At 40.8% G+C, this 20,095-nt stretch carries 19 protein-coding genes; 4 read left to right on the forward strand and 15 right to left on the reverse strand.

Annotated features, from left to right (window positions below; genetic code table 11):
• Nucleotides 1-14 precede the first annotated feature (14 nt).
• Entirely contained in the window at nucleotides 15-833 is an 819-nt protein-coding gene (locus tag HC179_RS14825; RefSeq protein ID WP_205825348.1) for an SDR family oxidoreductase, read from the reverse strand.
• A gap of 78 nt (nucleotides 834-911) precedes the next feature.
• On the opposite strand from HC179_RS14825, the gene HC179_RS14830 reads away from it, so the two are divergent.
• Complete coding sequence (locus HC179_RS14830) at nucleotides 912-2,216, forward strand: purine-cytosine permease family protein (protein WP_168865004.1); 1,305 nt, start codon at nucleotides 912-914, stop codon at nucleotides 2,214-2,216.
• Nucleotides 2,217-2,241: 25 nt separating this feature from the next.
• Here the strand turns inward: HC179_RS14830 and HC179_RS14835 are convergent, their stop codons facing one another.
• A complete protein-coding gene (locus tag HC179_RS14835) occupies nucleotides 2,242-2,406 on the reverse strand; it encodes a hypothetical protein (protein WP_168864972.1) in 165 nt (54 codons plus the stop codon).
• Between the two features lie 152 nt (nucleotides 2,407-2,558).
• Between HC179_RS14835 and HC179_RS14840 the strand changes: the two genes are divergently transcribed.
• Entirely contained in the window at nucleotides 2,559-2,873 is a 315-nt protein-coding gene (locus HC179_RS14840; protein WP_168865005.1) for a hypothetical protein, read from the forward strand.
• Nucleotides 2,874-3,122: 249 nt separating this feature from the next.
• Here the strand turns inward: HC179_RS14840 and HC179_RS14845 are convergent, their stop codons facing one another.
• From HC179_RS14845 to sppA, 8 genes are all read right to left on the reverse strand, one after another.
• Nucleotides 3,123-3,983: an EcsC family protein gene (locus HC179_RS14845; protein WP_168865006.1), complete on the reverse strand. Its 861-nt coding sequence runs from the start codon at nucleotides 3,981-3,983 to the stop codon at nucleotides 3,123-3,125.
• Between the two features lie 110 nt (nucleotides 3,984-4,093).
• Nucleotides 4,094-5,281, reverse strand: coding sequence for an acetate kinase (locus tag HC179_RS14850; RefSeq protein WP_168865007.1), 1,188 nt, complete (start codon nucleotides 5,279-5,281; stop codon nucleotides 4,094-4,096).
• Nucleotides 5,282-5,711: 430 nt separating this feature from the next.
• On the reverse strand, nucleotides 5,712-6,707 hold the full coding sequence (locus HC179_RS14855; protein ID WP_168865008.1) for a class I SAM-dependent methyltransferase: 996 nt from the start codon (nucleotides 6,705-6,707) through the stop codon (nucleotides 5,712-5,714).
• A 352-nt stretch (nucleotides 6,708-7,059) separates the two neighbouring features.
• Nucleotides 7,060-7,560, reverse strand: coding sequence for a thiol peroxidase (tpx, locus tag HC179_RS14860; protein WP_060664772.1), 501 nt, complete (start codon nucleotides 7,558-7,560; stop codon nucleotides 7,060-7,062).
• A 366-nt stretch (nucleotides 7,561-7,926) separates the two neighbouring features.
• Nucleotides 7,927-8,406, reverse strand: coding sequence for a GerW family sporulation protein (gene ytfJ / locus HC179_RS14865; protein WP_168865009.1), 480 nt, complete (start codon nucleotides 8,404-8,406; stop codon nucleotides 7,927-7,929).
• Between the two features lie 20 nt (nucleotides 8,407-8,426).
• Nucleotides 8,427-9,128, reverse strand: a complete 702-nt coding sequence (locus tag HC179_RS14870; RefSeq protein WP_346775149.1) for a DUF2953 domain-containing protein — start codon at nucleotides 9,126-9,128, stop codon at nucleotides 8,427-8,429.
• Between the two features lie 86 nt (nucleotides 9,129-9,214).
• Nucleotides 9,215-9,760: an RDD family protein gene (locus HC179_RS14875; protein WP_168865011.1), complete on the reverse strand. Its 546-nt coding sequence runs from the start codon at nucleotides 9,758-9,760 to the stop codon at nucleotides 9,215-9,217.
• A 12-nt stretch (nucleotides 9,761-9,772) separates the two neighbouring features.
• The gene (gene sppA, locus HC179_RS14880) at nucleotides 9,773-10,783 is read right to left on the reverse strand and encodes a signal peptide peptidase SppA (RefSeq protein ID WP_168865012.1); all 1,011 of its coding nucleotides are present in this window, start codon (nucleotides 10,781-10,783) and stop codon (nucleotides 9,773-9,775) included.
• Nucleotides 10,784-10,959: 176 nt separating this feature from the next.
• Here sppA and HC179_RS14885 point away from each other — a divergent pair, with 176 nt between their 5' ends.
• The gene (locus HC179_RS14885) at nucleotides 10,960-11,760 is read left to right on the forward strand and encodes an NAD kinase (RefSeq protein WP_168865013.1); all 801 of its coding nucleotides are present in this window, start codon (nucleotides 10,960-10,962) and stop codon (nucleotides 11,758-11,760) included.
• Between the two features lie 215 nt (nucleotides 11,761-11,975).
• Here the strand turns inward: HC179_RS14885 and HC179_RS14890 are convergent, their stop codons facing one another.
• From HC179_RS14890 to HC179_RS14910, 5 genes are all read right to left on the reverse strand, one after another.
• The gene (locus HC179_RS14890) at nucleotides 11,976-13,568 is read right to left on the reverse strand and encodes an amidohydrolase (protein WP_168865014.1); all 1,593 of its coding nucleotides are present in this window, start codon (nucleotides 13,566-13,568) and stop codon (nucleotides 11,976-11,978) included.
• 152 nt (nucleotides 13,569-13,720) lie between these two features.
• A complete protein-coding gene (mbcS, locus tag HC179_RS14895; protein ID WP_168865015.1) occupies nucleotides 13,721-15,310 on the reverse strand; it encodes an acyl-CoA synthetase MbcS in 1,590 nt (529 codons plus the stop codon).
• 296 nt (nucleotides 15,311-15,606) lie between these two features.
• Nucleotides 15,607-15,810 carry an alpha/beta-type small acid-soluble spore protein gene (locus tag HC179_RS14900; RefSeq protein ID WP_010195477.1) on the reverse strand — a complete coding sequence of 68 codons (204 nt, stop codon included), beginning with the start codon at nucleotides 15,808-15,810 and terminating at the stop codon, nucleotides 15,607-15,609.
• Between the two features lie 91 nt (nucleotides 15,811-15,901).
• The gene (gene thiI, locus HC179_RS14905; RefSeq protein ID WP_168865016.1) at nucleotides 15,902-17,110 is read right to left on the reverse strand and encodes a tRNA uracil 4-sulfurtransferase ThiI; all 1,209 of its coding nucleotides are present in this window, start codon (nucleotides 17,108-17,110) and stop codon (nucleotides 15,902-15,904) included.
• Between the two features lie 5 nt (nucleotides 17,111-17,115).
• The gene (locus HC179_RS14910) at nucleotides 17,116-18,252 is read right to left on the reverse strand and encodes a cysteine desulfurase family protein (RefSeq protein WP_168865017.1); all 1,137 of its coding nucleotides are present in this window, start codon (nucleotides 18,250-18,252) and stop codon (nucleotides 17,116-17,118) included.
• Between the two features lie 313 nt (nucleotides 18,253-18,565).
• Here HC179_RS14910 and brnQ point away from each other — a divergent pair, with 313 nt between their 5' ends.
• The gene (brnQ, locus tag HC179_RS14915; RefSeq protein WP_168865018.1) at nucleotides 18,566-19,900 is read left to right on the forward strand and encodes a branched-chain amino acid transport system II carrier protein; all 1,335 of its coding nucleotides are present in this window, start codon (nucleotides 18,566-18,568) and stop codon (nucleotides 19,898-19,900) included.
• The last annotated feature ends 195 nt before the right edge of the window (nucleotides 19,901-20,095 follow it).

Raw genomic sequence — 20,095 nt, forward strand, 5'->3', positions numbered from 1 at the left:
TAAAATCTCTTAGATTATCGGAAACGATTGATTACTTCTACTCCACCAGTTACTTCTAACACGGCTCCTGTAATCATGTCGGAGTTTTCTTCACATAAAAAATCTATGGCTCTGGCAATATCTTCACCAGTTCCAGAACGGCCGACTGGGGTATCCTTGGAGTCTTCCAACCCTCTCGCTTGCTCAATTGTCGCTTCTTTCATCTCCCCCACAATATTACCTGGGCAGATCATATTGGCCGTGATGCCATGCTCTGCTTCTTCAATTGCAATAGATTTTGTCAGTGATACAAGGCCTGCCTTCGCTGCTGCAAAAGCAGAACGATAGATCCACCCTGGGGAAGATTCAGCACCCTGAAAACCGTATGTGATGATGCGCCCAAAACGCTGGTCTCTCATGAGGGGGATAGTTTTACGGAAAAGATGGAAAACGGCACTAAGATTGCCTTCTATCATTTCATACCACTCCTCATCCGAGTAATCAGCCAATTTTTTACGTTCAAAAATATAAGGTCCTGCGTTATTGATTAAATAATCAATTCTTCCGAAGCGTTCGTATACTTCGTCTATGAATTGCTGCATCTGTTCTTTTTTCGTTACGTCCCCTTGAAAAAAATGCAGTCTGTTTTCTCCGATGTGGCTCCATTCCTGTTTAAGCTTTTCAATAGCTTCTGTGTCATTTCTATAATTTATTGAAACAGAACATCCTTTTTTCAACAGCTGTTCCGTCACTTTTTTTCCAAGTCCTTTGGAACCAGCTGTTATTACGGCATGTCTCAAACTGGATTCCCCCTTAATAGAATTGCTTACCTCTATATTTTCTTGTAAATTCATTAAATTTACAACATATAACCCGTTAAGATACGATAAAATGATTGTTAGGTACACGAAAGAAAGGAGTATGACCTTCTCATGTCTAAAGCACAAACTGTGGCACTTCCTCCTCAAAGCCGAATAGAGCGTTTCGGTTTAGAAGCCGTTCCACAAGAATTAAGACAAACACGTTGGTATGAATATTTAATTATACAGGTTGCATTTTCGGTCAATGCGGGGAATTTCCTTGTCCCGGCACTCGCTGTAATTCAAGGGGGCCTCAGCTTTTATGCAGCCTTTATCTCCACTATATTTGGCGCAACACTTGCCTTTTTATTTGTTTCCTATTTATCATTGCCTGGTGCCGAGCGGGGGATTCCTTCTCAATTTGCCATACGGTCCATCATCGGCATAAAGGGATCAAGGTATATTTCCTCCCCCATTCGCACCCTAACGTCCCTCTACTGGTTCTCTGTACAGACCATAGGTGGTACGTTGGTGATACAGTTCATTCTTGAGAGGGCCTTTCAGTTTTCATTACCATTTTACATAATTGCTATGTTCTTAGCCTTCATCATGAGCGGCCTTGCACTTGTAGGATTTGATGCTGTAAAAAGGGCAACCAAATACTTTATGCCATGGCTGATTCTCGGGCAGCTTGTGATGCTATATCTTTTGCTTACTAATGGAATGAGTGTGGGATCTTCTGCAAAAGTGGATGGCGGCTGGAACCTTCCGACCATGGGCTTTTTTGCAAGTCTTGCTTTTGTTCAATATGTATCTGGTGTGTCCTCTTCAGCAGATGTGACGAGGTACGCCATTACTTCCAGACAGGGATTCTGGGGGCTATTTACTGGAAATGCCCTAGGCTTTATTCTTACTGCTTTTTTTGGAGCTTACACAGCTAGTCTGACAGGAAACCTGAATCCGTTTATTGCAACCAGCGAAATGACCAACTCTGGCCTATTAACCGCAATCATTTTAGGTGCGGCCATATTATCGATGGTTTCCATTAACTTAAGCAATGCCTACACAGGAGGATTCAGTTTATTGAATTCTTTACCCCAGCTTGGAAGATTAAAAAGTAGCTTACTTTTTGGTACTACGGGAATACTTTTATCCCTGTCACCTGCATTGGTGGAAGAAGCAGAGAAATATATATCTTTAATTGGAGCATTCGTCATCCCGTTATCCGCTGTCATTATCACTGATTTTCTTTTTATTAAGAGACAGCAAATTAACATTAGTGAGGGATTACCCTCCTACAACAAATTCGCTTTTATTTGTATTGGAATTGGGATAGGCGTTTATTTACTATTGCCTGAAAGCTTATCTCCTGGATTCTTGGCTTTCCTTTTCACAGGGGTAATTTATTTCTTCGTTAAAAAAATCTCACAAAAATAGGTGCCTGATGACGGCACCTGTTTTTTTATTCTTGGGAAGTGTGTTCGCTTTCTCCTTCTACCGGTTGATATGCGTTTGAGCTGTATTGCTGTCCGACTACCCCGCTTGAGTAAGCATCCGTAATTTGATTGTGAACCTCATTTACTGCATTATCATCATAAGAGAAAACTTCTTTTGGATCTTTTTTCATAATGGTTTCCACCTTTCGACTAAGTATCCCTTCTAGTTTGCATCGAGTGCCAGACATTTAAAGGTGGAAAAAATTACAGAGTGAATGGATAGAATGTTCTTGTTAGTTATTATACAATGAGTAAAAATGGGGAGAAAAGGAAGGAAGTAGCGATGTTTTCTTTTATAAAGGATCCAAGGCTTGGAATATCTTTGCCACAGTTGGATTTAGAATGGACTCAATATAACAAAGAAACACAGCAGGAAATCTTATTAAAGTGGGAAAAGATACGGGGGAGCATACCGGACCGGATCAAAGAGTTAGAAGAAGAAATTAATTACAAGCAGGCTCAATTGAACGATGAAGGGGATTTTGAGCGCTCTTGCGAATTGAATTCGGAAATTGCAGGTCATGCTAGTGTTATTAATGATTTGTGGCTGTGGTATCGAATGAATCAGTATGTATCATCATCTAAAATACACTCATAAAAGACGAATATCTGGTATGGATATTCGTCTTTTTCTTGGACGACGCAGTTGCTCTCCGCAAAAGACTTCGCTTATCCAGAGGGCGACCTTGAGACTCCTCACAACGCTTCAGGGGTCTCAACAATGTCGCTACTCCCCTGCAGGACAAGGAATGCTTCGGCAGCGATACTTCGCACGAAGAAAATGCGTAGCATTTTCGAGGAGTCTTCGTCTTTTTCTCCAAGCAATTGCTATATTATCCATATTACATTAAAACATCTCACATTCTGATTCGTCTAGTTCTCCGTTTTCTACTAGGTGTCTCATCATGTAGTAGTAATGGGAGAATTCTGAGACTTCTTTGGTCCAGTAATAGTTTGTTCCTGCTGCGGTTATCATACCGAGGAGCGGAACATTGTTTACTTTTTTGCGTCCAATTATTGCAACAAATAATAATTTAATTAGGTGCATTAAAGGTTGTTGGAGCCATCCAGTCGGGTGATCTTTATCTGTTAACACGTCAAAATAATGATCAACATCCTGTCCAAGTTCACTTTTCAATGTTTCCCAACGCTCATGCTGATATTTTTTAGGAATGGTCGCACCATAGAATAATTGTAATGACTTTACCATTTCAACAGGCGTACTTGCTCTATAGCCGTAAGACATCGCAATAAGCTGTGTGGTACGAATATTTAGTGCTGCAAAAGCTGGGATGTCAATGGCAAGGGTGGACAGTTTTGCCGTTCCTGTCATTCCACCTTGAATCACCGAATAAAGCTTTTGCTTGGCAATCTGCTGCTCTGCGATAAATGCTTTTTGTGATAAAGGCAGTTCCCGAATATCTTCAATCCTTTTAATGTCTTCTCTATAGCTTCGGGCCATATTAACAATCCGTTCTTCTGCTTGCTGTTGGAAGGAAGACTGCTGAATGATGCCGTGTAAATGAAATAACCATGTGTCGATTTGGGCAAAAAATAACTGCTTTTTATCGTCTGACAGTAGATCAAAGGCCTTGTCCACCCAATGATCCATTGTATCTGAAAATTGGGATGGTTCGTATGTATATAGTTTTTCTTCCCATTGTGAAAGTTTATATTTCCATTGTTCTTCCTGACTTCTATTGGACACAGTTCTTCCCCTCACTTTTCCAACTGCTAGTTTTCTCCATTATACCATAGTAATTCTGTACAAAAAAACAGTCCCCGATCTGATGAATGAAACCGATCGGGGACTGAATATTATAATGCTATTTTCATTACATCTCTAGCAATCATTACTTCTTCATTCGTAGGAATAACGATGACTTTAACTGGAGAGTGCGGGTAGTTAATAAATGCTTCTTTACCACGAACCTTGTTCAATGCTGGATCCCAGTAAACACCCATGAACTCAAGTCCTTGAAGAACTCTTGCACGGATTACATCACTGTTCTCACCAATTCCTGCAGTAAAGATGATCGCGTCCACTCCGTACATTCTCGCAGCATAAGAACCAATATATTTATGAATACGACCTGCGAATACTTCTAATGCAAGTTCTGCACGCTCATTACCTTCTGTAGCAGCAGATTCAATATCACGAAGATCACTGGAGAATCCAGAAACCCCAAGGATACCACTGCGTTTGTTCAATACTTCTAATACTTCGTCGGCTGTTTTGCCTGTTTTCTCCATGATGAATGGAATTAAAGCAGGGTCAATATTACCAGAGCGAGTTCCCATTGCTACACCTGCAAGCGGTGTGAAGCCCATGGAAGTATCGATGGATTTTCCGCCTTCGATTGCCGCAATACTTGCACCGTTCCCAAGGTGACAAGAAATCAGGCGAAGTTGCTCAACCGGTCTGCCAAGTAATTCTGCAGCACGCTCGGAAACATATTTATGAGAAGTACCATGGAAACCATATTTACGAATGCCATAGTCTTCATAGTACTCGTAAGGCAAGCTGTAAAGGAAAGATTTTTCCGGCATGGATTGATGGAATGCTGTATCAAAAACAGCCACTGCCGGTACATTCGGGAGGATCTCCTTGAATGCTTTAATTCCTACGACGTTTGCCGGGTTATGAAGTGGTGCAAGCTCTGATAGTTGTTCTAATTGACTTAACACTTCATCAGTAATTAGGACGGAATCATTGAATTTTTCCCCGCCATGTACGACACGGTGGCCAATTCCTGTAATTTCATCGAAGCTTTGGATGATGTCAAGATCGATTAGTTTTTTCAATAAGATTTTTACAGCTACCCCGTGTTCTGGAATGTCTGTGATTTCTGTTACTTTTTCGCCGTTCACAGAGATAGTGAAAACAGCATCGTTTAAGCCGATACGTTCCACTAGCCCTTTTGTAATAACATTTTCACTAGGCATTTCAAACAATTGAAATTTAAGAGAAGAGCTTCCTGCATTAATTGCAATAACTTTTGACATGACGATACGTACAACTCCTTTTATATGGTCACACTTGGATGGATAATTAAATGATTTTTTACACTCTACCTATCTTGTGCAAAGTTCCGATATTATATATACCTTTTTCATTTAAACACCGTGATACTGCATTTGCAAGAGGCTTCCCTATATGGTAACGCTTACCTTATATATTCGTTATTTTCTGAAGAATAGCATAGTTTTTTTAGACTGTTAAATCTACACTTACGGTTGATCTTTGTTGCAGGAGCTTCGCTTTTTGCGGGCGGCGGGGAAGCCTCCTCGGGCTGCGCCCTGTGGGGTCTTCCCTGTCCCTTCCTCCCGCAGGACAAGGAAGGCTTCGGCAGCGATTCATAGCACGAAGAAAATGCGATAGCATTTTCGAGGAGTCTCCGCTCCTTCCACTACGATCAACTAGGTTATCGTATTATTACTTATTCTTTTTTTGATCAGAAAACCAGTGGTTGATTTGGCTCATGATTTTCTCCATTGCCTGCATGTTGGAGAAACTTGGCAGGTTTACTAATAAAGCTTCTTTAGGAGGTTCAATGCCTATTCCTTTTTTCTGTAGAACAAGGATGCTTTTTGCATGATTTTTATTTTGGAACATGGTTTCCGGAAGTTGAAGCATTCCTTGAATATACGCTTCATCTTTTATTAGAGCGTTGACTTTTTTGGCTTCCTCTTCTTCAAACATGGAGTTAGGAACCAAGAATAGCAGGTGGCCACCTGGTTTTGTGTAACGCAAGCCTTGTTCGATAAACAGATAATGTGCATAGGAATGGCCTTCTTCTGCTTTTAGTTTGAAGTTGGCAGCATTGTTATCATCAGGATAATAGCCAACCGGAAGATCACTCACTACCACATCAACTGGTTCTACAAAGAGGTTGCTTAAGCCATCTTGGTTAAATAAACTGATTGCCTGTTCTTGCAGGTTGGCGTTGTTATAGGCAAGCTTCACTAACAGGTCGTCCACATCCACTCCAAACGCCTCTAGCTTTTTGTTCGGCTGATGGTTAAGGACAGCTGTAAGAAGGTTTCCTGTACCGATGGCAGGGTCCAACATGGTCAGCTGTTGCAGATGTGAGGTGTATTTGCCGACGAGGTATCCCATGAACATGGCGATCGCATCTGGAGTCATTTGGTGGTTCGCTTGAACGGCATCTTTCATTCCTTTAAGGATTGCTAGTTGGAAACCTTTTCTGATTTCTTCTTTTTGAAGGGAAGCGATGTTTTGTTTGCTGTATTCTTTTTCAAGTCTGCGTTTTGTCACTTCTGATACTTCTTCTTGGATGACTGCTCCGTGGAAGAGGTTTTCTGCGGTTTCTGCTAGTGCTTCTAGGTATGTACAGTCTAGTTCTTCTTGTAGGATTTGTGCGGTTGTATCGAATAAAGTAAATGTATTTTCTAGTTTTGTAATGGACATTGTGCCACTCCTTTTCTTGTAACTTGCGTTTACTCTGTTGATTTCCGTTCCAGGTGTTCGCTTATCCTTTGGGCGGAGCTTGAGCATCCTCGGCTTCGCTGCGGGGTCTCAACCTACCGCTATCTCCCCCAGGACAAGGAAGGCTTCGGGAGCGACTCATCTCACGAAGAAAATGCGTTAGAGTTTTCGAGGAGTCTCACACCTTGCACTCCAATCAACAGGAGGACCACTTCATGTGAAAGATCCCATCCAAATTTCAGTATTCCTATTTTACATGGAGAATGGGCAAAAATAAAGCAGACTGCTATTATCACAGTCTGCTCGTCTTGGTGCAATGGTTTTGAGTAGGGTATTATTCAGCAGATTTTACTGCTTCGATTGCCGCTTCATAGTTAGGGTGGTCTGTACCTTCCCCTACGTATTCAACATATGTTACTTTGTCGTTGGAGTCCACAACAAACGTGGAGCGTGCAAGTAGACGAAGCTCTTGCATTAGTACGCCGTATGCTTCACCGAAAGATGCATCACGGTGGTCAGATACTACCTCAACATTGTCAAGCCCACTAGCTGCACACCAGCGTTTTTGAGCGAAAGGCAAGTCCATGCTAACTGTAATGACTTTTACGTTATCAAGCTTTGCTGCCTCTTCGTTAAATTTGCGGGTTTGTTGGTCGCATACTCCTGTATCAATGGAAGGAACTACGCTGATTAGTTTCTTGAATCCTTTGTAGTTTTCCAATGTTACTGGAGATAGGTCGTTTGCAAGAACGGAGAAGTTTGGAGCCTGGTCGCCCACTTTCACTTCGCTTCCGACTAGTGTCATTGGGTTGCCTTTAAATGTTACGTTTGCCATGTTTATTTCCCTCCTCAAATTGTATGTACACTTGTAATAATAGCTATGTTTTTTAAGTTTTGCAATTAATCAATCTTTGTTAGTTTGGAGGGCAAAGTGTTGGTTTTAATCAGGGGGCTAAGTTTGTCGAAATGTGTAGATTTATTGATATATCCTGAGTTTTCTTGATATATTCCGCAGTTTCTTGATATCCCCTGGAATTTCTTGATATCCCCTGGAATTTCTTGATATCCGCCCTAGTTTTCTTGATATCCCCCGCAGTTTTCTTGAAATCCACCGCAGTTTTCTTGATATCCGCCCGAAATCCCTAGATCCCCTAATCCCCAGCAACCAAACAAAAAGCCAACTGCTGTGCAGCCGGCAATGTTAGAAGTCTAAATCCTGTTTATGGTTGTTGTAGGAATGGTCAGAGTGATTTCCACTGTTTTGTTTATTGTTATTCAACATTTGCTGCACTTTCTCAACTGCCTGTGGAGCCAAATCCAGTAGTCTCTCATAGATACTTGTGCTCTCATCAAGGTGAAGCATTTTCACTCCTTGCGAATTTACAATCAAGAAAGCGATTGGAGTGATGGAAACGCCACCCCCACTACCTCCACCAAACGGAAGCTTGTGACCTTGGCTTTGTTGATTGCCACCGCCATCGTGTCTTTCAGGTCCTGAAGAACTCCCACCTTGGAACTCACTTCCTCCTGCTGCGAACCCAAATCCGACTTTGGAAACTGTCAAAATGACACTTCCATCCGGCGTTTCTACCGGGTCACCGATGATGGTATTAACATCAATCATATCCTTTAAATTTTCCATCGCTGTTGTCATAAGACTCTTAATTGGATGTTCAGACATATTGATCCTCCTTATTGCTGTTACATGGATTTGTGATTATCCTCTTTGGACAACACGGATAAAGGACGGGTTTTAAACTTTGGTCTACCGCCCTTCCAATATTTAACGATTCTTATTCCTGCCAACATAGCATGCCCGATTCGAAACCGAATCATACACTTAAACATTGTCTGGGAAACAGCATATTGGAAATAAGGAGTGATGGAGAGTTCCGGCTGAGCTCGGAAGTCTGTATAATTGCTTAAAAAACCAACAATTCCACCTTTAATCGTCCAACCTGCCCCTACAAGCATTCCAGTATGTGCTGCATCCCCTAATCCAACGTTACTATGCCATTCCAAGTGATTCACTTCCACTCTAGCAAGCAATCTTCTTACTATCTCATGCATCCCCACAACGTGGCGCACCAGTTCATATGTATCTTCAAAGCTTTGCCATATCTCTTTAGGAGAAAAATCTTTCTCTTTTTGTTTTCCTTGAGACGGATCTCCGCCTCCAACTTTGGTTTTTTCCTCGACATGAATGGATGCTGTTTCTTTATCCACACTGATTAAAGGTACATCAATGGTGTACCGCAACAACCCGTACCATGCACTTAGTTTCACTGTCATCTGATCATTATCTTGTTGATGATGGTAGTAAAATTGGATGGTAATTTTAGTGACGAGAACCATGATTAAAAGAAGAATGATGATGGCAAAGATTATTATGGCCCAAATCACACTTTCACACCCTTTCCTCCCTCTTCCATTATCTCCTAGCATAAAAAAAATAAACCTAAAGTCACGATGGACTTCAGGTTTATTGGTTATTTTTCATGAACGACTGTCGTGTCTGCAATAAAGTCGTGTACACCTTGCTTTTTGCTTGTAAAAGCTGCCACAAGAAAGACGATGTAGGTGATAGGTGCATAGACTAAAGCGATATAACGTCCTACACCTTCTCTAAAGAAAATGGTTCTCCATGAAAGGTCATCAGCCTTTAGGTCGACCACCCGTAAACCAAACACCATTTTTCCTAACGTCTGTTTAAAATACTTTGTCATAAGAATGAAATATCCATATAGCACGATAGTAGTTGCAATAGTTGCAGGGGAGAACATGAAGCTTTGACTAGTCGATATCCCTAGTAGTCTAAAAATCGGAAATATCAAGATAGCTCCAATGCTCCAAATGATTATTAAATCTAACAGAAATGCCCAAAGTCTCATCCAAAACCCTGCATAGCGATATTCGGCGACCGTTACTTCCTTCGCAGGCAACATCGCATTATTGCTGGTTCTTTCTTCGACTACGTTCACTTCTTCATGTATTACATTCTCGTTTGTATGTTCATTATTTTGCTCATCTCTCATTTCTTCTCCCTCCTACTCTGCATACAAGTACATTAGTCTTGGAGAATTAGGTTGATTGATAAGTTTTGCTAACATCTGCATTTCAGACTCTGGCTTTAATAGAGCTTGGGCATTCATGGCGAACAAGGAACCTAGGCCTAGGTTTTCTGTGTATTGAACAACTTGGACGTTCCCCATATCATGGTCTTCCTTCATTGCTTCAATAACGTCTTCAAAATAACCAAGCTCATCGACTATGTTGATATCTTTCGCTTGTTGGCCGTCATAAATCCTTCCGTCAGCAACTCTTCTTACTTCCGATTCACTCATACCTCGGCCTTCCACAATAACCTCTACAAATTGATCATACATATTGTCTACCATTGATTGCAGAATTTGACGCTCTTCCTCAGACATATCCTTTGTCGGGGACATAATATCTTTGTATGGCCCACTCTTGATGGTATCAAATTTAACGCCATATTTTTCGGCAAGCTCTTTATAATTAATGCCTTGCATGATAACACCAATCGAACCGGTAATGGTCTCAGGTGAAGCGTAAATTTTGTTGGCAGGTGCAGCAATATAGTATCCACCTGAAGCTGCCATTGCGCCCATAGATATATAAATTGGCTTCTCTGTTTCTTCTTTAATCTCCACCAATTTCTTATGTATCTCTGCACTTTCTGAAACGCCGCCACCCGGTGTATTGACGCGCACGATGATACCCTGAACAGTATCATCTTCTTTGGCTTGATCTAACATTCTCAAAAATTGACGGTGGTTATATCCTGGAGATTGAAATACAGATGTCACGTCGCTTCCTGTATCCTGGATGACACCATTAACTTCTAGTACAAGAATCTTGCGGTTTGGACTTCCGTCTTCTATAACTTCCTCAATAAACTCTTCTTCGCCGCCGAAAATATCTGAAAAAGAACCAGATGTTGTGCTTTCCGCAGGTTGTGTTGCCAGACTCGTGATAATCGACACAAAAAATAATAATGCCGCAATGCCTAATGCGGCCCAACGCTTTCCGCTCATATCTAAACCTCCTATTTGTACGTACAGTAGATATACGTTAAATCGTTTCAAAAAGTTTCATCAAAATGGTAAACTTATCACAATATAGAATTGTACTAAATTTTTTTCCAAAAGGATAATTTTTTGGATATTTTTTGTTTAATTTCCATTTTTTATTATGAAGAGGAGGAAAAACAATGACAGAACGCCGTAAAATATTTTTCTTTTATAAAAAGGAAGAAGAACTAGTTGCAAAAGTTGAAAAGCTTGAACAATTAGCCGTACAAAATAACTTTGAAATACTAAGCGATTACCGCAATGCTAACATTATTGTAGCAGTCGGAGGAGACGGAACCTTCCTTCAAGCCGTTCAGAAAACAGGTTTCAAGGATGATTGCCTTTATGCTGGAATCAATACTGAGGAAACTTCAAGTTTTTATTGTGACTTCCATATCGATGATACAGAAAAAATGGTAGAGGCCATGGCATTTGAACAAATTGAGGTTAGAAAGTATCCAACTATTGAAGTAACAATTGATGGTACTTCTTCCTTTCAATGTTTAAATGAATGCTCCATCCGCTCTGCCATCATAAAGACTTTTGCTATTGATGTCTACATAGATGAGCTCCACTTTGAAACGTTCCGTGGGGATGGGATGATTGTCTCCACCCCTACTGGCAGCACTGCCTACAATAAATCAGTCCATGGTGCTGTTGTGGACCCAATGCTCCCTTGTTTTCAGGTAAGTGAGCTAGCTTCTATTAACAATAACAGCTATCGCACCCTTGGATCGCCGTTCATCATGGCAGGTGCCAGGAAATTGACTCTAAAAGTAATTCAGGATGGGAATGACTATCCTACGATCGGCATTGATAATGAGGCACTTAGCATTAAACATGTGGAGAGGTTGGATATTCAGCTTACTGATAAAAAAATTAAGACTGTGAAGTTAAAGGATAATTCGTTTTGGGAGAAGGTCAAACGTACATTCTTATAAATTTTACCACTATTATCAACAAAGGACACCGTATGAGCCCGGTGTCCTTTTGTATACGCTATAACTCCGCTGTTGATTTCCGCAAATGGCCTCGCTTTCCTAGGGGCTGACGAGAGCCTCCTCGGCTACGCCTGCGGGGTCTCCACCTAGCGCTATCTCCCTCAGGAGTCTTCGCCTTTTGCTCCAATCAACAGCTATATATCTTCATTCAATTCTTAATCTCTTTCATACACAACCGTGCCGTCTACAATTGTCATGGTTACGGTGGTATTTATGATTTCATCGTCTGTTGCTTTGAATAGGTCGGTATCGAGTACTGTGAAGTCTGCGTAATAGCCGGTATCAATGATTCCTTGTTTATGTTCTTCTGAAATTGCTTGTGCGCTACCTTTTGTAAAGAGACCGATTGCCTCATACATAGAAAGACGTTGTTCTGGCTGATAGACAGTTCTTTCTATGTCTCCGGGTGTTTGCCTTGTAACAGCAGCGTGAATACCCAAAATCGGGTCAACCGGTTCAATTGGAGCATCAGAACCGCCTGCACAAATGAGTCCTTCATCCAGAAGTGTTTTCCAGGCATACGAATAGTTGAGTCTTTCCTCTCCTAAACGTTCAATAATCCAAGGAAAGTCTGTTGCGACAAAACGTGGTTGAATATCTAAAATGAGTGGCAGTTTTTTCGCACGATCAATCAGGTCCTTCGTTAAGATTTGAGCATGAATAAGTCTATCTCTTTCCCCCTCTGGAGCAGGATAGTTTTCAATCGCATCTAACATATACTCAAATGCAAGATCCCCGATGGTATGAACAGCAACGGTCATTCCATATTCTCTTGCTTTTTTTACTAGACTATTAAGTTGTTCTTGTGTATGGATAGCAACTCCGGATGTCTCAGGAGCGTCATTATAAGGACGGCTTAACAAAGCAGTCCTGCCTCCCAGTGCACCATCTGCAAATATTTTCATGGCACCGAGGGTAATGAAGCCAGTTGTCTCGTTAAACTTATGACCTTCTTCATGCATATCATCCACTACTTCATGGTGAACCAACAAATGGGCACGATACTTTAACTTGTCCCGTTCAATGACATTTTCAAACGCTCCAAATGTTTTAGCAAAACTGCCATAATAACTTAAATCTTCACTGTGACTGCCTACCAATCCGAGGCGTAAGCAATCTTCAATAGAAGTTTTTAAAGCATTGTATAAATAACTTTCGCTCGCTTTTGGTATCTTCTTTTTCACTAATTCCTGTGCTTGGTCAAGTAAGTACCCGGTCGGTTCCCCATCGATATCTTTTACAATGACGCCTCCCGGAGGATTTTCTGTTTCTTTTGTGATGCCGGCAAATTCCAACGCTTTGCTGTTGACTAAAACTGCGTGGCGGCAAATCCTTGATAAAATCATGGGGTGATTGGAAGTGATTTCATCGAGCTCGGTCCTGTGGAAAATTTTCCGATCAACAAAATTATTCTCATTCCACCCCTCCCCGAAGATCCATTCTCCTTCAGGGGTTTCTTGGACTTTTTTCAATAATGCTTTTTTTACCTCTTTGGGGGATGTGTAGTTTGATAAATCTAGTCGTAATAATTTCTCACCGTGCCCAATCAAGTGCATATGACTGTCTGTAAAGCCAGGGTACATAACTGCCCCTTTTAAATCTTGCTTTTGTGCATTGTGGTATGTAGAGAAAATCTCTTCTTGAGTGCCGATGTCTTTGATGAATCCATCTTCCGTATACACAGCTTCGACCGTTTCCAATTCTGCTTTCATGGTGTAGATTGTTCCACCGTACCAAATTTCTCCCATGGTAATCTTTCTCCTTCTTTTTGTAAAATTACATCTAGATTATCATTTGTGAAGGTCTGGCACAAAAAAATCGCATTAAAAAAGACAGTAAGGGTGGGGTCAAGGAATCTGATCCCCAGCCTTACTGCCTTTCCTTTGAAGATTTATCTTTATCAGGCTTGTGCCGCTTGAGCCAATTCTTGCTGTCTTAGTTCGATTCTTCTTATTTTTCCAGAAGTAGTTTTCGGAAGCTCGGCAACGTACTCGATTTTGCGAGGGTACTTATATGGGGCCGTCAATTCTTTGACATGCTCTTGAAGCAGTTTAGTCAGTTTGACTTCCTCTTGCTCCACTCCATCCTGAAGTACAACAAACGCCTTGACTACATTCCCTCTGATTTCATCCGGACTCGCTACTACCGCACATTCTCGCACCAACGGATGCTTTACTAATGCATCTTCCACTTCAAATGGTCCAATTGTGTATCCAGAGCTGATGATAATATCATCACTTCTTCCCTCAAACCAGAAATATCCTTCTGCATCTTTCTTTGCTTTATCTCCAGTTATATAATAGTCCCCTCTAAATTGTCTGGAAGTACGCTCAGGATCTTTGTAATAGTGCTTGAAAAGGGCAGGTGTCTCTACGTGTACCGCGATGTCCCCTACTTCCCCCACTGCACACTCTTCGGCATCCTCATTGATGATGGTTACCCGGTTGCCGGGTGTCGGTTTTCCCATTGAACCAGATTTGATTTCCATTCCTTTTAAAACTCCGAGTAACAGCGTGTTTTCCGTCTGGCCATAGCCGTCTCGGACATCGATTTGGAAATGTTTACGGAAAGTGTCAATTACTTCTCGGTTTAATGGTTCCCCTGCTGATACTGCACTGTGAAGATGTGGCAGCTGATAAGCGTTCAAGTTATCCACCTTCGCCATTAGACGATATTCTGTCGGTGTACAACAAAGGACATTCACTTCATGTTTCTCCAATAGCTTCAAATAGGTATTGGGATCGAATTTTCCATGATAGACAAAGCCTGTTGCTCCAGAACCAAGCGTGGATAGGAACGGACTCCAAATCCATTTCTGCCAGCCAGGACTTGCAGTTGCCCATACTACATCATTGTCTTCGATACCAAGCCAGTTCTTGGAGGTGGTACGAAGATGCGCGTAAGCCCAGCCATGCGTATGAACTACGCCTTTAGGGTTGCCCGTTGTACCTGATGTATAAGACAGGAAAGCCATGTCATCTTTTGAAGTGGAAGCAAATTCAAGTTGATCTGATTGTTTTTCCATCGCTTCATGCATGTTTGTCCAACCTTTTTCAGCTAAACCACCAACACTGAATCTTACCAGGTTGCTCACTTCCTCTAATTTATCTGCCTGTTCCACAAATGGTTGATATGTAATAATCCCTTTAACATCTCCGTGTTCAATTCGGTATGCAAGATCTTTTTCCCTTAACATTTCAGAGCATGGAATAACCGCAATACCGGCTTTAAGTGCACCTAAGTATACTTGATACGATTCAATAAGCCTCGGCATCATGACAAGAACTACATCCCCTTTTTGCAGTCCTTCAGAAAGTAAAGCGTTTCCAATTTTATTTGCAGCTTTCATTAATTCTTGATACGTTACTTGTTGCTTCTCCCCTTGTTCGCTTTCCCAAATGAGTGCGAGCCTTTCGCTGTCTTGTACGTACTTTTCCACTTCTTCAACCAGATTGTACTTTTGCGGTGCTAAAAGTTCTTCTCTTTTCATATGAAGTCATCCCCTTTGTAATAGTACTACCTCTATATTACATAATTTTTTAAATAATTTGAATTATTTTGTGGAAATTTTATATAAAAAATAAAAACACCTTCCTAAAATAGAAGGTGCCCAAACAAATTTTACTGCTCATTCGATTTTACCGCATGCTTTGGCTCGTTGCGGCGTTTTCTTCCCTGTTTCTTCTGTTGTTTTTCTACTTGATTTTGCTCCTTCATAAAAAAGCACCTCCAAGATCAGAATAGAAGAAAGGTGGGGTTTCCCCCACCTCGTAGCCATTTTATATATTATTTTTGGTAACCGCCACTGAAGCTTTGTTCAGCCATTTGAACTAAGCGTTTAGTGATTTCTCCACCAACGGAACCGTTAGCGCGAGCAGTTGCATCAGGACCAAGTTGAACTCCGAATTCAGAAGCGATTTCGTATTTCATTTGGTCAAGAGCTTGTTGTACACCAGGTACAACTAGTTGGTTTGAACTGTTGTTTGCCATGTGTTTTCACCTCCTTGTGAATATAGAATGTGTAAAAACACATGGCATCATTCATATTTTAAATATGGTAATTCTTCACAGTACCCACCCGTTAAAATAAATCATTGATAATATTGTCTTCTTCTTTCTTTTTCCCTGTTATTAGTAGCTTTTCTGTACGTTCGACTGCATCGTTCACCATTTTATCAATATCAAAGAAACTCTCGTAAAAATTAATTTTTTCTTTTTTGGGCTTTGTTTTTGGTGCAGACGGAGTGAAAATGGTACAACAGTCTTCATACGGTCGGTTGGAAATTTCCAACGTATCAATTTGTCTGGCAATATCCATGATCTCTATTTTGTCCATTGTAATGAGCGGGCGAATGATTGGAGTGGAAGTTACCTCATTTATGGTCGACATGCTTTGTAAGGTCTGACTAGCCACTTGTCCCAAGCTTTCTCCAGTAATGATGGCAAGCCCTTGCTCTTTTTCACAGATTTTGTCCGCAATCTTTAACATGAACCTTCTGGTGGACGTCATCGTATAGTTTTCCGGAACTTGCTTTTGTATGGCTACTTGAATGTCTGTAAACGGAACAATATGCAAATTAATGGAGTGTCCGAAATCTGTCAGTCTTTCTGTCAGTTCCACTACTTTCTGTTTCGCACGTTCACTTGTATACGGAGGGCTGAAGAAGTGGACAACCTCCAGTCTAATGCCACGCTTCATTGCCAAATAACCTGCTACCGGACTGTCTATCCCTCCAGACAGCATAAGCACTCCGGTCCCACTTGTTCCGACCGGTAGACCTCCTGCGCCGGAAATATCCTTACACGTAATATAGGTGGCTTCTTCTCTGACTTCCACTCTTACATTAATATCTGGTTGCTTTACATTCACTGTCAAGTCTTCGGTATTCCGTAATAAATGTGATCCGATTGCATGGTTCAATTCATTGGTATCAAGTTCAAAGTTTTTGTAAGCGCGCTTGGCAGTCACTTTAAACGTTTTTCCTTTGTAAGGTAAAGCCTCGAGAGCGAATAATGCTCCTTTTTTTATTTCTTCTAGTTCAGTTTTCGTTTTGACAGCTAGGCTAAAAGAGTGAATGCCAAAGATGCTTTGAAGTCGGTCTAGAATCTGTTCATGCGGCTCCCCATTTAATTTGATGAACATTCTGTCTCTGCTTTTTTCGATAGTGACGTTTGGGAAGTCCTTAATCTTTTCTAAAATATTGAAGCTCAGGCGCTGCACAAACTGTTTACGGTTTCTTCCTTTTGTAGACAGTTCACCAAATCGTATTAATATGTGATCATAGTTCATATCTTTTACCTCGTTACTTCTTTTATTGTGTTTATGGCTTTTATAAGTTCTTTTAAAAATAAGCGTATTTCTTCTTTCGTTGTACCGTAGGTCATGCTTATCCTAAGAGCACTTTCCGCCTGCGTTCTCGTCACACCCATCGCCAATAAGGTCTTGCTTGGTGCTTTTCGCTTGGAAGAACAGGCAGAGGTGGTGGATACATAAATATCCTTATTGCCTAATGCATGTACCAGTACTTCCGACTTAATGCCCGGTACGGAAAAATTGACTATATGCGGAGCACTTTGACTTTTGGACGTATGAATAAATAATCCATTTATCTGCACCAATTCATCAAGAAGAAAATGTTTTAAAAGAGTTAAATCTGATAGGTATTTTTCATAATTCTCTAAGGTCAGTCGCAAAGCTTTGGTCATGGCAACTATTCCAGCTACATTCTCTGTTCCGGAACGTAACGTCCATTCCTGATCTCCTCCACTAAAAAGGGGATGAAGCTTGACTCCTTTTTTGGCAATAAGTACACCGTTTCCCTTTAGCCCGTGAAACTTGTGGGCCGAAAGTGAACATAGGTCAATTACATCCATTTTTAACGGAACTTTCCCGATCCCTTGTATATGATCAACATGGAAGCTTACATTGGGGTAATTTATAAGAACTTCTCCTATTTCTTCTACAGGCTGGATTACTCCAGTTTCATTATTCACATGTATGATAGAAACCAACACCGTTTCTTTCTTTAACGCATCTTCCACTTGCTTTTTCGTAATTCTTCCTTGTTTATCAACAGGAAGGATCGTCACTTCAAAGCCTTCCTTTTCCAAATCTTTCATTGCATTTGTTACGGAAGGATGCTCGATAGCGGTTGTGATGATATGTTTACCGAGATTTCTTTTGCTTAAGGCACATCCTTTTATCGCCAAGTTGTTGCTTTCTGTTCCACCTGAAGTGAAAATGACTTCCTTATGATGGACATGCAGCAAGGATGCAATTGTCTCCCTTGAACGGTTAAGGAGCATTTCTGCATCGCCGCCAAGGGAATGAAGCGAGGATGGGTTGCCAAAATATTCTGTGGACACCTTAAGGTAAGCATCCAACACTTCTTTATATGGTCTGGTAGTAGCGCTATTGTCTAAATAGATCATGTTCATCCTCCATTAGCATGATGAGGAATTAGAATCATCAAATTAATATAGATAATATTTTCTTCTAAGCGAATATTAATGTTAGCACATTTTATATCTGTGGAAAAGAATTGCCTCCCCATATAGGACCCGGAGAAAGGTATTTATTAGAAATAGTTATTTTTTTCTTTCTAAACATGTATAGACATGTTAAACTAGTAATTGTTTTTCTAATATATTGAATTGTTGAACTTTTATGTTATTCGACAAATTTCTTCAAAATTATGATAGGATGAAAACGTATTCATCTTATTTTCTCATCAGGAGGATTTTCATGCAAAAAAAAGTATATACAAATAAGGATATATTGGTATTGGGACTAATGCTGTTTGCCTTATTTTTAGGTGCCGGGAATATGATTTTCCCTCCATTACTTGGACAAGCAGCCGGTGATAACGTAGGAATCTCAGTTATAGGTTTCTTGATTACAGGAGTTGGCCTGCCACTTCTTGGAGTAATGGCCATTGCTTACACAGGAGGCGACCTTCAAACACTTGCTAATCGTGTACACCCAATTTTCGGAATTGTTTTTACTATCATTATGTACTTAGCGATCGGGCCATTCTTCGGTATCCCGCGTACAGGTACTGTAGCCTTTGAAATTGCTGCAACACCTTTCTTACCTGAATCGGTTAACCCACAGGGACTGGCACTTTTTCTATTTACATTAGTATTCTTTGCTATTACGTATTATCTTGCTTTAAATCCAGCAAAACTTGTAGATCGGATCGGGAAAGTCTTAACACCGATATTGTTGCTGGTAATTGGTATTCTTGTTGTCAAAAGTATTATCACTCCGATGGGGGCTATAGGTGCTCCAACAGAAGCATACCAAAGTTCCGCTTTCTTTAAGGGCTTCCTTGAAGGGTATCTAACTATGGACACCATTGCAGCTTTAGTTTTCGGAATTGTTGTAATCTCTGCAATAAAGGATAAAGGTGTAACAGATAGAAAAACGATTACTTCCCTATGTTTAAAAGCAGGATTTATTGCTGCCATAGGCTTGACTGTCGTCTATGCAGGTCTTTCCTATCTTGGTGCAACTAGTCTTGATGCAGTAGGAGCTGCAGGAAATGGCGGTCAAATATTATCTGGTGCTGCTAATTATCTGTTTGGTTCTATCGGAGCGGTTATTTTAGGGCTTGCAATTACGTTTGCATGCTTAACGACATCTGTAGGACTTGTTTCTGCGACAAGTAAATTCTTCTCTAAAATTATGCCATCCGTATCATATAAGGTATTTGTGGCAATCTTGTCCGTCTTTAGTTTGGTTGTATCTAATGTCGGCTTAGAGCAATTGATTACAATATCGTTGCCTGTATTGATTATGATTTATCCATTAGCAATTGTATTGATTATTCTTTCGTTTTATCGTTGGAGAAATGAGTCGTTTGTGTATGGGTTTGCTCTGCTGTTCACTGGTATTGTAAGTTTCGTGGATGGATTGGCTATGGCTGGTATCCAATTAACTTTCTTACAGGACATTTTCAGCATACTTCCTTTTTATAATGAAGGAGTAGGTTGGTTGGTTCCTGCAGTGATTGGTGTGTTAATTGGGATGCTTGTTGGTGCTTTAACTACAAAACAGTCTAATGAAAGCATTGCGTAATACCAAAAAAAGAACCGGGCAAAACTGTCCGGTTCTTTTTTAGTTGTTTGGTTATTCTCAAGGCGCCTATACGCCCGAGGAGGAAGGGACAGGTTAGACTCTGTAGCGTTGTGAGGAGGCTCACGGATCGCCCGCAGGCAAGCGAAGCCCTGGAACGGAAATCAACTGGATTTTATACTTCTTATTCTTTTAAAA

This window comes from Bacillus sp. RO1 (genome assembly GCF_012524115.1).
GTDB lineage: Bacteria > Bacillota > Bacilli > Bacillales > Bacillaceae_I > Sutcliffiella_A.

Coding starts and splice junctions, on each gene's coding strand:
- HC179_RS14825 (WP_205825348.1), bottom strand. CDS start 833: ATGAATTTACAAGAAAATATAGAGGTAAGCAATTCTATTAAGGGGGAA.
- HC179_RS14830 (WP_168865004.1), top strand. CDS start 912: ATGTCTAAAGCACAAACTGTGGCACTTCCTCCTCAAAGCCGAATAGAG.
- HC179_RS14835 (WP_168864972.1), bottom strand. CDS start 2,406: ATGAAAAAAGATCCAAAAGAAGTTTTCTCTTATGATGATAATGCAGTA.
- HC179_RS14840 (WP_168865005.1), top strand. CDS start 2,559: ATGTTTTCTTTTATAAAGGATCCAAGGCTTGGAATATCTTTGCCACAG.
- HC179_RS14850 (WP_168865007.1), bottom strand. CDS start 5,281: ATGTCAAAAGTTATTGCAATTAATGCAGGAAGCTCTTCTCTTAAATTT.
- HC179_RS14855 (WP_168865008.1), bottom strand. CDS start 6,707: ATGTCCATTACAAAACTAGAAAATACATTTACTTTATTCGATACAACC.
- tpx (WP_060664772.1), bottom strand. CDS start 7,560: ATGGCAAACGTAACATTTAAAGGCAACCCAATGACACTAGTCGGAAGC.
- ytfJ (WP_168865009.1), bottom strand. CDS start 8,406: ATGTCTGAACATCCAATTAAGAGTCTTATGACAACAGCGATGGAAAAT.
- HC179_RS14875 (WP_168865011.1), bottom strand. CDS start 9,760: ATGAGAGATGAGCAAAATAATGAACATACAAACGAGAATGTAATACAT.
- sppA (WP_168865012.1), bottom strand. CDS start 10,783: ATGAGCGGAAAGCGTTGGGCCGCATTAGGCATTGCGGCATTATTATTT.
- HC179_RS14885 (WP_168865013.1), top strand. CDS start 10,960: ATGACAGAACGCCGTAAAATATTTTTCTTTTATAAAAAGGAAGAAGAA.
- HC179_RS14890 (WP_168865014.1), bottom strand. CDS start 13,568: ATGGGAGAAATTTGGTACGGTGGAACAATCTACACCATGAAAGCAGAA.
- mbcS (WP_168865015.1), bottom strand. CDS start 15,310: ATGAAAAGAGAAGAACTTTTAGCACCGCAAAAGTACAATCTGGTTGAA.
- HC179_RS14900 (WP_010195477.1), bottom strand. CDS start 15,810: ATGGCAAACAACAGTTCAAACCAACTAGTTGTACCTGGTGTACAACAA.
- thiI (WP_168865016.1), bottom strand. CDS start 17,110: ATGAACTATGATCACATATTAATACGATTTGGTGAACTGTCTACAAAA.
- HC179_RS14910 (WP_168865017.1), bottom strand. CDS start 18,252: ATGATCTATTTAGACAATAGCGCTACTACCAGACCATATAAAGAAGTG.
- brnQ (WP_168865018.1), top strand. CDS start 18,566: ATGCAAAAAAAAGTATATACAAATAAGGATATATTGGTATTGGGACTA.